Origin of the sequence: Cerasicoccus sp. TK19100, assembly GCF_027257155.1 — a bacterium.
Lineage (GTDB): Bacteria > Verrucomicrobiota > Verrucomicrobiia > Opitutales > Cerasicoccaceae > Cerasicoccus > Cerasicoccus fimbriatus.
Genome location: NZ_JAPWDU010000005.1, coordinates 239,973 through 252,630 on the forward strand (window position 1 = coordinate 239,973; position 12,658 = coordinate 252,630).

The window sequence follows — 12,658 nt, forward strand, 5'->3', positions numbered from 1 at the left end:
CGCAAAAAGAATTGCATGGTCCGTTTCCGTTCTAAAAAGAATCTGCAAAATTATTTGAAAAAACACTTGCCAATGCGACGCGTGAGTGGCTTTATTCTCGGCTTTCTCACCTCAAGCGGGGCTAGCTCAATTGGATAGAGCACCTGACTACGGATCAGGAGGTTAGGGGTTCGACTCCCTTGCCCCGTGCCATTTGAGGTTTTTGAATCGCAGGCACTTAAATAATTCCTTGTTAGACAGAGGGTCGCGCAGTGCCAAGGGTTAAAGCTTTATAAGTCCCGCGAACATATGTTGCTCGGCACTGATCTCGGATATGCCTATTGGGTTAGTTGCTTTGATTTATCTTGATGTCGTTGTTAAGTTAGATAGGAGCAAAGGGATAGACTTGGCGTCATCTGTTAGATCATGTGTATGACCGCTTTTCTGCTCTTGCGGAGTGAGTGGCAACGGCGGGTAGTTGGGCCGCCGCATCGCGGTGATCGACAGTGCCTAGGCGGTCGCCGGAGATGGTGGTGCTCATCCACTCAGAGAAGCAGGCATATTTCGTGAATAACCGGAACCGGCTGCGAAATGCTGTCAGTTGCGCGGTGGTCTCTACGCCGACGCCATCAACTGCACCTCATCCATTACCCAGAAGGCGTCTGAAGTTTGATGAGACTGTCTTGAGGAAGGCTTTTGTTGGAGGCTTAGCGTAGTTCGATACGCTATTATTTAACCACGAAGGACACGAAGAGCACGAAGGCTGAATTAAAGTAACGTTGAATCCCGCTAATGAGAAATTCCATAATATCCAAAGCTTTACAGGGCTCCGTACTCTTCGTGCTTTCGTGGTTAAAACTCGTATAGTGCCAAGCTATCTGACCAAACGCTAAGATAGTTCTGCTTGCTCGGGCGATGTCTAATTGAAACACTACCGATGTTTAACCGTGACAGGGGCGGTGTCATTGCCGTGCATCGACAAAGGAATCTCCGACACGTGGTGAGGGAGTTGGGGATGAAGGAGGCGGGAGTGGGAGTCGACGGCTCCCGGGTTGCCGCTAGGCAGCGGTGTCGCTCACGTGTGTGGGGGCGCGGGTGAATGGTGAGGAAATGGTCCAAGCGTCCCACGGCAAGTCGTTGGGCGCGGGTGCGAACTTCGAGGAGGTAGGTACCCGCAGGCAAGTCGGTGGGGATGATGGCGAAGATTTCCTTGGAAGACGCCAAAGCTGTCGACGAGCAATTTGGAAATGGAAAAATCTTTGGGGCGGCGAAAGCGTTTGCCCGTCTAGGGTTGTCCTTGAATGCGGTTCAACACGAAGGTGCGCAGCTCGCCGCGCCCGAGGTCGTGGGCATCGCAGTGGTCGCGGGGAGATAATTTCCGATCAAACGCAAGGGAACAATGCTAAACTGAGGCGCTTGTACTGGGGATGCTTTTTAACAGGAAGATGGGGAAGAACAGGAAGCGAAGCGGCAACCGCATTTGAACAGAAGGCAGGAAATGCCCTGTATCGTTGCTTCGCGCTCTTAGTGGTTTAAACGGCATTGGACCTCCATCACGGCATGGTTCGTTTTTATTAGTAGACATGGTCCCTGTATGTCCGATCCCTGGTGTTAAAATACATGTGCGATTTATCTTTATTAACTGAAAACGGATGCATTGTATGGACGATATGGAGTTGGACCCGGTGCTTGCTCGTAACTTGATTTTGGCGCGCCAGAACAATGCTGCGTGGCTGCTGTTGTCGGCGCGGCGTGGTCCGTTGATGCTTGCCAGTTTGAAGCCGTTGTTTGAGCGCGGCGTGGCGGAAATTCCGCAGGAAGATGCGCGCGAGCAACTCGCCCGGATACTCACGGAGTATGCGAACGACCCGGCGTTCGAAATCGACACCGACGACTTTCGTGCGTTGGCCCGCAAGGAGCTGCGGGAGTGGATTAAGCGCGACTTACTGGTGGAGCGCGGCGGCTCCATTCTGGCTACGGACTCCTTGCAGGCAGCCTTTGGTTTTTTGGAGAGCATCACGGGACGGGTGATGACGACAACGGCTTCGCGTCTGGCCACGGTCCAGCAGAAAATTGAAACCTTGCAAGCGAACTTGAACCCCGACCGCGAAAGCCGCGCGGCTTTCATCCGGGGTAAGATTGCCGCTCTTGAAGCTGAATTGGCGCGCGTGGAGGAAGGCGAATTTGAAGTGCTCGACGGTGATCGGGCGACTGAAGAGATTCGCGAACTCTACAGTTTGGCAATGAGCTTGCGGTCAGATTTTCAGCGAGTCGGCGATTCGTATCGAGAGGCGGATCGCGCGTTGCGGCAGGCGATCATTGGCGATGAACAGAACCGTGGCGAAGTTGTGCAGAAGCTGTTGTCGACCGATGACGCCCTGCTGGAAACGCCGGAGGGACGTGTATTTGACGGCTTCTACCGGCAGGTTCAGCACGGGACGGATTTGGAGGTGATGCGGGCGCGCTTGCGGGAAATCCTCGGCAACGAGGCGTCCGCTCAGGCGCTGGATCGTCGTCAAGCGCAGGACTTGCGGCTGTTGGTGTCGCGGCTGATCACTGAGTCGGAGAGCGTCTTGCGTGCCCGTTCGCAGGGAGAGCGCGACGTGAAGGGCTTTATCAAGTCAGGCTTGGCGGCGGAGAATCACCGGGTCGGCCAATTGCTGCAACAAATTTTGGAATCCGCTTTGGACATTGACTGGCGGCAGCAATCCATCCGGCGGACGCCATCCCCGCTACCACCAGTGGCACCGTCTCTGCCAAGCCTGCCGCTTCCTGAGCGGCTGTGCTACAAGGATATAGCGGAAGCACTGGAGGGTGCGCTGATTCTGGAGCAGCAACAAGGCAGCCTGAACGATCTGGAAGCGGACTTTATCGCGTGTGACGACGAGCTGGACACGCTGGCGCTTTATGGGAAAACACTTGAGCGCCTGCGTGAAAGGGGGCATGCGCACCGACTTGGGGAATTGGCCGAAGCATTACCACCGGAGTATGATGTTGAGACGCTGGTTTATTGGTTGTCTCTGGCGCGGGAGACGGAGTGTGTGGTCGGGCCGGATTCTGAGGCGTTTACTTTGCGGGACAAAGCAAATGTGGAGTCGGCCTTCGTGGTGCCGGTGATTGCGCTCGATCCTGAAGCAGTTGCAACCATTGATCCGGAGCATTTGGCATGAGTGACTACTTCGACGAACAATTGCGGCCGCCGCCAGAGGCGGATGATTCGGCTCCTCCTACTGAGGATGGATCGCCGGGCTCAATTGAGCCCACGACTGAGGAAGGCGCGGCACCGGGCACGAGCGGACCGATCAAGGTCGCTGCTCAGGAATTGCTGAAATATGGTTTGGTGGAGCAGGCCGCGAAGCCGAATCTCTACCGCGAACTGCGGCAGAATCCAAATGAGCTCCAGCGCATTCTGGAACCGTTCGACTTGGTGATGGAATTGGATGACGTGCGCGGGATTGCGTTTCTGGCCGTGCCGACGGATGAGGAAGCCGATGATGATGATCCATGGCAACATCCTCTCGTGCGGCGTCAACGACTGACAACTGATCAATCCCTGCTAGTGGCGATCCTGCGGCAAAACTTTGTCGCTTACGAGCAGACGCATGGCATCGGCGCCTCAGATGCTCGCATCGACTTGGAAGAGTTGCAGGCGCAGTTCGATGTATACCTAGGGAACTCGGGCAGCGATAAATCCGACGTCGAGCGCCTGCGCCGCGTCATCACTCAGTTGGCGGCGCACGGGGTGGTGAGCGAGCCAGATAAAGAGAATCAGGTGACGATACGGCCGATCATTGTGCACTTGGCGAACCCCGAGCACTTGGCAATCCTGCTGGCTCATTTTCGTGATTTGGCAGAGAAAACGAAGCGGGTTGACGCAGACGAGGAATCCGAAACGGAGGAGGGCGAATGAGATCGGGCGGTGAGGATATGTTGTTTAACTTGGAGCGTGCAGCGTTCCGATTACAGCGCTTAGAGGTGTTTAACTGGGGGCCGTTTTCGGGAATGCACGCGGCGGAGATTGATGCGCACGGCACGGCGATTATCGGGATGACCGGTAGTGGCAAGACGACGCTGGTCGATGGCTTTGTGACGCTGATCGCCGAGCAGCCGAAATACAACCTGGCCTCGACTGGCGGCCACGAAAGCGACCGCAGCCTGATCTCCTACGTGCGCGGTGTCGTGGGCTCGGGCAACGACAGCGGCGACGCGGCGCACATTTCGCGCAAGGGCAAGACGACTACCGGGATCTGTGCAACCTACAGCGACGGCCAAGACGAGCTGCGGTTGGGCGCGATTATGTGGATCGATGGCGGGAGCTTTTCGCCCAGTGACTTAAAGCGAGCCTGGATGTTTTCGCGGGACCCGCGCCACTCGCTGGAGCAGTGGTTGGCGATTCACAGTCAGGGCGGGTTGCGTCTGCTCAAGCAGCAATTGCGCGATGATAACGAAGCGCAAATCTTTGACGCATCCACGGGGGGCAAACGCGCTTACCTTGCCCGGGTGCGGAGCTTCTTCGAGGTGGCCGACAATGCGTTTGCCCTGTTAAACCGTGCGGCGGGGCTCAAGCAGCTCAACAGCATTGACGACATTTTTCGGAATCTGGTGCTGGATGACCATGCGCAGTTTGACCGCGCGGCGGAGGTTGCGAGTGAGTTTGATAACCTTGCCGAAATCCACGCAGAGTTGGAGACCGCGCAGCGTCAGCAGCAATCGCTTTGGCCGGTGGAAAAGCAGTTCGACGCCTACGAGCAGCATCGCGCCGAACTGGAGCGCAAGCGTCGGTTGGTGGGCTTGCTGCCTGTGTGGTTTGCGTTGGAAGGCAAGCGACGGTGGCAAACGCGAGCGGTGGAGCTGGAGACGGATTTTCGTGCGCGGGACAAGGCTTTGCTCGAAGCCGAAGAGCAGGTGAAGCACGCCGGCAGCGAAGTCGAAACGCTTTACGAAAAATACGTCCATGCCGGTGGTGGGGATGTGGAATCGCTGCGCAAATTGATCGAGGTCAACCGGAAGGAAGCGGCGCGGCGACGGGATCAGGCGTCCGGGTATCAAGCGACTTGTCGGTTGTTTGACTTGCCGGCCGAGATCGAAACTGAGACATTTGCCGAGACCCAGCGGCGAGCTGAAGCGGTCTTGAAGCACTTGATGCAGGATAAGGAAGCGTCGGGCGAATTGACATATCGGCGAGGCGCGGCGGTATCGCAGATCGAAGCCAATGTGAAGGAGCTGAAAGCGGAGTATGATGCGGCGAAGGATAGGCCGGCTTCGAATATTCCTGGCACCTTTCAGCGTTTTCGTGATTTGTTGGCGAGTGAATTGGAACTGAGCCCGGACGCCCTGCCCTTTGTGGGCGAACTGGTGCAAGTCTTGGAACAGGAGCAACCCTGGCGTGGCGCGATCGAGCGTGCGCTGGGTGGCAATCGGCTGCGTTTACTCGTGCCGAAAGTTTGCTTGCGGGCTGCGCTGCGTTGGGTGAACGCGCATCAGCATGGGCTGCATATTCGCCTGTTGGAAGCGGATCCGGAGCAGGCACCGAATGCGGATTTTTTTGCCGATGGCTATTTGCGCAAGCTGGAGTTTAAGCTGCATCCTCTGCGCGAGGCGATGAAGGCATTTCTGGCCTCGTATGATTTGCACTGCGTCGATTCGACGGATGCGCTGGAGCATACTCCGCATGGGCTTACGCGGGAAGGGTTGATGTCCGGCAAGCGAGGGTTGTTTGAGAAGAAAGATCAACGGCGGTTAGAGCAGGATTGGTGCACGGGCTTCAGCAATCGTGATCGTCTTGCCGACTTAACCAAACAACTGGAAGAAGCTAGCGCGAAGCATGACGAAGCAGCGAAGGCGTTCCAAGCTGCGCGTGAGCATCATGTGCGTTTGGAGGAACAAACGCGCCTGGTGGAGGGCTTGCGTAAGTTGGAATTTGAAGCGGTCGATTACCCGTCGCAGGAGGCGGAAATCCTGCGCAACGAAAGTAAGCTCCGGGAGTTGACCGACCCGGAGTCCGACGCAGGAAAGGCGCTGCAAGTTTACGAAGAAGCGAAAAAGAGAAAGGAAAAACTGGAGGCAAAAGCCAAGGTGTGTCTTGGTGCAGCGGTAGCGGCTGAAGGCTTGCTGAAAAGTGCGCAGCAACGCATCGAAGCTTGCAATAAAAGTGCGGGGGATGGTCTGTCTTTTGAAGATCAGCGTTTCGCCGAAGAGCACCTGGCGGTTGACGCACAGTTGAAAGCGGAGGGCCTTGCTGAGGAAGAGCGTCGGCGTGTCGCCGAACTGGCGAAGGCGATCGAGGCCGGGCAGATCAACCTAACCAATCGGCATGCTAATTTGGTGCGGGCGATGGAACACGCCAAGCTACAGGATACCGGAGCCTTGGCCGAAGTGGGAACCGAGTTGGCGGACATTCCGGCCTATCTGGAGCGATTGCGTGTGCTCACCCATGAGGCTTTGCCGGACAAGCGCAAACGCTTCCTGGAATACCTTACGAAATCCTCGGACCAAGGGGTCACTCAGCTGCTGGCGGCGGTGAATGAAGAGGTTACGCGAATCAAGGAACGCATTGACGATTTGAATGAAAGCCTGGAAAGCGTGGATTTCAAACAGGGGCGTTACCTGCGACTGACTACTCAGAATGTGCTGCACGATAACCTTCGTGGGTTTGAGCGTGCGCACAAGCAACTGCGTGCAGCGGCGCTGCGCCACGATGATCACGAAGGGCATTTCAAGGCCTTGCAGCACATCGTGCAGTTGCTCCGTGATGCCGTGGACAAGAAGCACACAGTCGGCGCACGGGCTTTGCTCGATCCACGCTTCCGGTTGGAGTTTCACGGCTTGGAAGTCGATCGTGAAAGCGACGCCGTGGTGGAGCGCTTTAAGGGATCGCAGGGTGGCTCTGGTGGCGAAAAGGAAATCATCGCGAGCTACATTTTGACGGCTTCCTTGTGTTATGCGTTGAGTCCGGAAGGGGGACGGTTCCCACTGCACAGCACGATAGTGCTGGATGAAGCTTTTTCGAAAAGCTCACGCGCGGTGGCGAACCGCATTGTCAACGCGCTGCGGGAGTTTAAGCTGCACCCGATCTTTGTGACGCCAAATAAAGAGATGCGTCTTTTGCGTCAGCACACACGGTCGGTGGTTTACGTCCATCGTAAAGGTGCGCGGGCCACGCTGGCGTCGATCAGTTGGCGAGAGCTGGAATCGCGCGTTGAAAACCGCAGCGGCGATGAAACGAGTTGGAACAACGAACCAGTTGCGCCATGAAATCTCCTGACGAGCTTGCCGCGAAGCTGGCCCGACAATGGGAAAACTCCGATTTGCGTGAGCAGCGTTTGACTCAGCGTGAAGCTTGGCCGGTGGAGATTTCCATTGGCCGGCCCACTGCGTCGGAGATTCGTGAAGACCTGGACGGAGTGCGCCAACACATTCAAATGTGGAAAAAGATATCCATCGGTGAAGTCGAGTGGCGCAGTGAACGTTACCGTGACACGGCGGAGACGGTGGAAATACCGCGCGCTTGGCGCGTGAGAAGTCCTTCGGAATGGGTTGCAGCTGCTGGCGCTGAAGGAGTATCCAGAGAGTATACCGCGATGAAAAAACTATGTGCTGAAACGAATGTGCGGTATCATCGACTTTGGATTCGCCAGCGTTCACTGTGGCGGGAGAAGCCTCTGGAGGATGCAATACTCTCGGCTGCTATCGCCGATAAACTGACTCCTGGTTGCGCTAATGGCGCGCCGCTCAGAACACTGTCCGCCGCTGGCAACGACACTAAGTTTTTTGAGCGTAATCGTGCGTTGTTGATTGCGTTGTTGGATGTTAGTTTCAAAGGCGAGGCGGGTCGGATGGGCTTGGAGTCTTTTCTTGGTGCGATGCTAGAAGGTGAGCAATGGCTGCTGTTGGCGGATCTCGACGGAAGCTTATTGTCTTTTGAACAATTGCGGGTGCGCGCATCGGAATTAGCCGAGCGCGTAAGCTTGCCGGGGAAACGGATCTTGGTCGTGGAGAATGAGCGCTGTCTCTATCTACTGCCGAAGTTACCCGATACGCTGGTAATTCTCGGAGCGGGTTTGAACTTGAGCTGGTTGTCCGCGTCAGCCTTTGTCGATAAGCCTATGGCTTACTGGGGCGACTTGGACACCTGGGGCCTTGTGATGCTCAGTCTAGCCCGTAGCCATCAGGCGCATATTGAAGCGCTGATGATGACCCGCGCGGTGTTTGATCAGTATGTGGATCGAGCCGTTCAAGAGCCGGTCAAAGCACGGTTGCCGGATACCCATATGTTGACGGATCAGGAGGTGGAGCTCTTTGCTTTTCTTCAGGCGCATGAGAATGCCCGTTTGGAGCAGGAGTTTTTGTCTGCTGAAAACGTGGCTGATGTGCTGCATGCGTGGATTGAACTCAAGTCTTGAAAAATAGTATGAGGCTTAGGGGGGTGTGATGTCTTACATTGCACATTTTAACTCAACCGTACCGAATGCCAATCGTTAATTCCTTGAGAGGCTCAAAGTCTGCATCAGTTAACTCGCCTTTATGGCTTTAAACCGCACAAGTTATTGCTATTTTTAAGTGTGGAAAAGACCTATATAAACCTATTTTCCAAGCACTTTCTAGCGATTGTCTTTGTTAATGATTCTCTCGGCAGGCTTTTCAGTTGTCTCAACATCGGCGAAACAGATGTCCTCGGCATTCTGGTCTCCGATGACTTGACCATTGTCATAGATGTTCCGTTTGATGTTTTTCAGATTTTTAAACAAGCGCCTCAAATCCCAAGTGCCACCGATGAAAAACCAGACCGAAGTGATTGCGCCGATACCGAGTAAGACGGGAATGGTGAAATACTTGAAATAATTCAGCCATGCCTGATCGGACCAGATACCAAAGGCGAGGTTCCAGATCGCGACAAAGGCAAAGGTGAGGAGCTTAAATATGGTGTATCCGAATACTGACCATGCCAGTATGCGGTCGCCACGTGTGTATTCCTCATCAATGCTGACGATACGTCCGATCAAGCTACGTTTCGTGGTGGGCCTTGAAACCTGTTTGTGTTCGCGGTTGTATTCACCGCGGTGTAGCATCTTATCTAAATTGTAGGGTTCACGGCAAGTGAGCAGTGAAACCACAAAATAGACGATGGTTGAACTAACAATCGTGATGAGCATGACTTCCTGTCCGGTGATCGGGAAATTGATCTCGTTGACTTCCCAATTGACGAAAGGAAGCTTGCTGCCCAGTCCTTCCAGGCCAGACTTGAGTGAGACTAGGAAGTTTGGAGATGTCTTATCAAGCCAGGGATAGACGTGGGTGGACCAGAACTTTTGCCCCAAAAAGCCAGTGACGCCGAGTGTGGCACCAGTGATCATGGCGGCCCAAGCACCAATTGTAGTGCCTCGCCGACTGTAGAGCCCGCCGATAATGACAATGCCCGCACCACCAACATAGATCGATCCAGTCAGGGCAAAGAACATCAAAATGTAGGTGACCTGACCGAAATACATACTGAAGAACCAGGCAAAAATTGCGATTCCGAGAATAGCCAGCCGAAGGAAGAGGATTTGCCTTTCAGGAGTGATTGGTTTTTTGCGCAGCGGCATGACCACGTCTTGAATGAAGATACTGCCCCAAGAGTGGAGGTAGCTGGTATCCGTGCTGATCAAGAGAAATATCATCATAGCCACGAAGACACCGGTCACGCCAATTGGGAAGATTTCGCGTAGCGCGACAGGAACCATCATCTGGTTCCGGATGGTTTCGGTGGTCGTCGGGTTGTCGAAATTTATGCGACTGGTCAATTCCTGGTGGACATTACTGGCCCCTGCACTGAAGTCTGGGTGATTTAAGAAGGTGTAGGCTGCCAGAGCCATCAGAATGATGGTGATATAAGTAAAGCCAGAGCGCCATGTGCCGAGTACGGCGGCCATCTTTTGTTCGTGCGGTGAGGTGGCTGCAGAGTTGAAGCCTTGCGTGCCTTGCCAGGACATTCGTCCATAGACCAGCCCAATGAGTCCGATGAAGACATAGAGAAAGTTAAAGTCGGTGAAGTTTCCGATATCGAATGGATTGAGGAAGGATTCACCTTCAGGGCGATCCAGCATGGCTTCGCCAATTTGGTCGTAAGAGAAAATCGAAAAAATACAAACGGTGATAATGCCAAAGCCGATGTAACCGAATAAGCCTTGGACACAGTCGGTGACCATGGTGGTCAGTTGGCCTCCCAATAATACGATAAAGAGAGCGACGCATAGGAAAAAGGCCATGAGAAATCCGAAGGTATCGACATCAAATCCCAGAAAGGGAAATGTGTCTGGTAGGCCGCAAAAATACATGAGGAAGCGACCGCCCACCGCTGGGAACAAGGCGTAATTGACCACCCCGGTCATAAAGGCAAGGATGCCGGTGAAGATACGGAAATTACGTGAATAGCGTACTTCAAAGAACTGAGCCATGGTTAAAGCACGTGTCTCACGATAGCGATAGATCATGAAGCCCGTCAGTGCCATGATGAGACCTGCCAGCTCTGAAAGGTGTTGCCAGAAGTAGAGTGCGACTCCGGTGCGGAAATAAAACTCGAACATGCCGACAACGGAAATTAGGCCGATTGCAGCTTCACCAGCGGACACACAGAGCACATAGCGTCCGGCCACGCGTCCGCCTGCCAAGAAGTCCGCTACCCCTTTGACATGGGATTGTACTCTGTAACCTATGAAGAGGAGGACAAGAACCGGGAGGGCGACGATAAGCCAATCAATTAAGTGCATTCGATCTACTTCAGTTTGAGAGTCGTCCACTCGTGTTGGCGGTGGAACGAAAGTTTGCGATGGGGAGAGGTGGAAAAGAGGGAAGGTGTGTCGAGATCCGGTCCGCGCGTGTAGTCGTAACGGGAGAAGGAAACCTGATAGGTATCGGGTATCGACCGCTCGCTCGGTTCGACCAAGTCTTGCAGGGGAATGACTGCATAGACCAACCAGTAGCCCGAGTCGTTATGAATGGAGACGGAACTATCGACAGGAATCGTCGAGAGCTTGCGTGTATAGCTCTCCGACGATGGGGGCTGTTTGCTGAAGTATAGCTGGTAACGCTGATTGCGCGGAGATATGTGAAACTCGTAGTAAGAGGCTTGGCCTTCCGGGCGGATGAAGATCTCGAAGATATCGCCCTGATTCCAAGATTCCTCATTGAATCCGCTCACTGGGTTGAAAATATCCTCATCCGGTAGTCGTGCCAGCACGAGTAAGTCGCTTCCATTGTGTGCGACCTGCACTAGGCCCGAAACTTTTCCAGACCGTCCGATCCATCGCTGCCCCATGGGTAAGGTCGGTAATCCCAGTTTCTCCAATTCACGCCATGCCGCAAGGTCAGGGGCGTCAACCGGTGGGCATTGGATTTGTTGAGCGGGTTGAAAGTCGCCTGCGGGGTCGAAGACGGCGCAACCGCCCAGAATTAGTCCTACCACTAGCAGTAGGAGAGTGTCCCATCGAGCGGTCATGATACAAGAATCGTTATGCATGCTACTGCGAAAGCCATGTGTCCGCACACATCCCAATGAATGCTGATTGCACGTGGAGTGCATCGGCTCAGGACCTTTTTAGTGGAGAGTCCATCGGGGACGAATGTTTCGGTATGAAGGTGGAAGAATTGCATACGCTATTGGATTTCAATTCGTATCGAGTCCCTGCGCTTGGTGTCGCGGACACATCACATGGTTTCCTTTGGGCAATGAATGATGCAGCATTACGGGAGTGACTCTTAGTGCAACGTAAAAATCTGTTACATAATTGAATTAGGGTACCTTTTGCTGTTAATTTAGAAGTCGATGATGACTAGGCTCTGCGTTTATTTGAGGTCCCGCAGAGGGTCGATCTTCAGTAACCGAGTTCTGAAGCTTTAGAAAAGGTTGCCGTAATCCAGGATGGAGGCGACCCCCATGCGCCGGTTGACAAAATCCGGGTAGAGCACGATGAGGTAGCGGATACGATCCAAGTAGCGCACACGTGTTTCTTGGACACGATGTGGGGCATCGTCGACCATGTGGTAAACGCTTAACTGCACCATGTTTGCACGTTTCACCTCTTCGATTTTAGGGATCACCACGACTCGTCCGGTCTCAACTGCCTTTTGGTGTTCGCCAAACCTGACGTATGCAGTCACCGGTGCAAGATTCACTACTTTGGTGGTTCCAGTCTCAAAGCCTTCTTCACTCATATCCATGAAGCTGACTACGTAAGGCTGCTTTAAGTCTTTCTTTCCCGTAAAGCTCTTAGGGATGAAGACTAAGCATACTTTCTTATAATTTGTTTTCCAGGGGACAATCACCTCTGGGGTATAGAGAATGTTGCCGTCCTCGTCTTGCCCACTCTCCAGGCCAAATCGGATGGAACCTTCTACAATTGGGCACATGAACTCACTCGTGTAGCCGCGTAGATTTAGTCGTATGGTTCCCGTCGATCGATTATCTTGGTCTAGGATATGATATTCACGCTGCTCGTCCTCGAAGCCCACTGCGAGGGCGCGGATTGGGGGTGTCATTGATGAACTGGGTGCATTGGCATCCGTTTTCGGACTCTGCGCAACAATCGTTGTCGATATGATGCATAAAGCGGCTAGGGACAGGACGCAGGCCTTGATGTTCGACAGGATATGTTTTTGGGTGAGCATCGTAATTTACGTATAAGTATTTTAGGGCCTCGGA

Annotated in this window: 8 protein-coding genes and 1 tRNA gene; 6 read left to right on the forward strand and 3 right to left on the reverse strand. The window is 53.9% G+C overall.

Going from position 1 to position 12,658, the window contains the following annotated elements; genetic code table 11:
• Positions 1-115 precede the first annotated feature (115 nt).
• From O3S85_RS13730 to O3S85_RS13755, 6 genes are all read left to right on the forward strand, one after another.
• Positions 116-192, forward strand: a tRNA-Arg gene (locus O3S85_RS13730).
• A gap of 997 nt (positions 193-1,189) precedes the next feature.
• Entirely contained in the window at positions 1,190-1,354 is a 165-nt protein-coding gene (locus tag O3S85_RS13735; protein WP_269541045.1) for a hypothetical protein, read from the forward strand.
• A 286-nt stretch (positions 1,355-1,640) separates the two neighbouring features.
• Positions 1,641-3,149 carry a DUF3375 domain-containing protein gene (locus O3S85_RS13740; protein ID WP_269541046.1) on the forward strand — a complete coding sequence of 503 codons (1,509 nt, stop codon included), beginning with the start codon at positions 1,641-1,643 and terminating at the stop codon, positions 3,147-3,149.
• Positions 3,146-3,889 (forward strand): DUF4194 domain-containing protein, encoded by a 744-nt coding sequence (locus tag O3S85_RS13745; protein ID WP_269541048.1) that lies wholly within the window; start codon positions 3,146-3,148, stop codon positions 3,887-3,889. The genes O3S85_RS13740 and O3S85_RS13745 overlap by 4 nt, the downstream gene beginning before the upstream one ends.
• Positions 3,886-7,233, forward strand: a complete 3,348-nt coding sequence (locus tag O3S85_RS13750) for an ATP-binding protein (RefSeq protein WP_269541049.1) — start codon at positions 3,886-3,888, stop codon at positions 7,231-7,233. The genes O3S85_RS13745 and O3S85_RS13750 overlap by 4 nt, the downstream gene beginning before the upstream one ends.
• On the forward strand, positions 7,230-8,381 hold the full coding sequence (locus O3S85_RS13755) for a DUF3322 domain-containing protein (RefSeq protein ID WP_269541050.1): 1,152 nt from the start codon (positions 7,230-7,232) through the stop codon (positions 8,379-8,381). The genes O3S85_RS13750 and O3S85_RS13755 overlap by 4 nt, the downstream gene beginning before the upstream one ends.
• Positions 8,382-8,579: 198 nt before the next feature.
• Here the strand turns inward: O3S85_RS13755 and O3S85_RS13760 are convergent, their stop codons facing one another.
• The 3 genes from O3S85_RS13760 to O3S85_RS13770 all read right to left on the reverse strand — a co-directional run bounded on the left by O3S85_RS13760 (position 8,580) and on the right by O3S85_RS13770 (position 12,624).
• Positions 8,580-10,727 carry a sodium:solute symporter family protein gene (locus O3S85_RS13760; protein ID WP_269541051.1) on the reverse strand — a complete coding sequence of 716 codons (2,148 nt, stop codon included), beginning with the start codon at positions 10,725-10,727 and terminating at the stop codon, positions 8,580-8,582.
• 5 nt (positions 10,728-10,732) lie between these two features.
• Complete coding sequence (locus O3S85_RS13765) at positions 10,733-11,455, reverse strand: DOMON domain-containing protein (protein WP_269541052.1); 723 nt, start codon at positions 11,453-11,455, stop codon at positions 10,733-10,735.
• Positions 11,456-11,853: 398 nt separating this feature from the next.
• Entirely contained in the window at positions 11,854-12,624 is a 771-nt protein-coding gene (locus tag O3S85_RS13770) for a hypothetical protein (RefSeq protein WP_269541053.1), read from the reverse strand.
• Positions 12,625-12,658: the final 34 nt, after the last annotated feature.

Excerpts from the sequence above, each read along its gene's own strand:
- O3S85_RS13750 (WP_269541049.1), top strand. The coding sequence starts at position 3,886 with ATGAGATCGGGCGGTGAGGATATGTTGTTTAACTTGGAGCGTGCAGCG.
- O3S85_RS13770 (WP_269541053.1), bottom strand. The coding sequence starts at position 12,624 with ATGCTCACCCAAAAACATATCCTGTCGAACATCAAGGCCTGCGTCCTG.
- O3S85_RS13745 (WP_269541048.1), top strand. The coding sequence starts at position 3,146 with ATGAGTGACTACTTCGACGAACAATTGCGGCCGCCGCCAGAGGCGGAT.
- O3S85_RS13760 (WP_269541051.1), bottom strand. The coding sequence starts at position 10,727 with ATGCACTTAATTGATTGGCTTATCGTCGCCCTCCCGGTTCTTGTCCTC.
- O3S85_RS13740 (WP_269541046.1), top strand. The coding sequence starts at position 1,641 with ATGGACGATATGGAGTTGGACCCGGTGCTTGCTCGTAACTTGATTTTG.
- O3S85_RS13765 (WP_269541052.1), bottom strand. The coding sequence starts at position 11,455 with ATGACCGCTCGATGGGACACTCTCCTACTGCTAGTGGTAGGACTAATT.
- O3S85_RS13755 (WP_269541050.1), top strand. The coding sequence starts at position 7,230 with ATGAAATCTCCTGACGAGCTTGCCGCGAAGCTGGCCCGACAATGGGAA.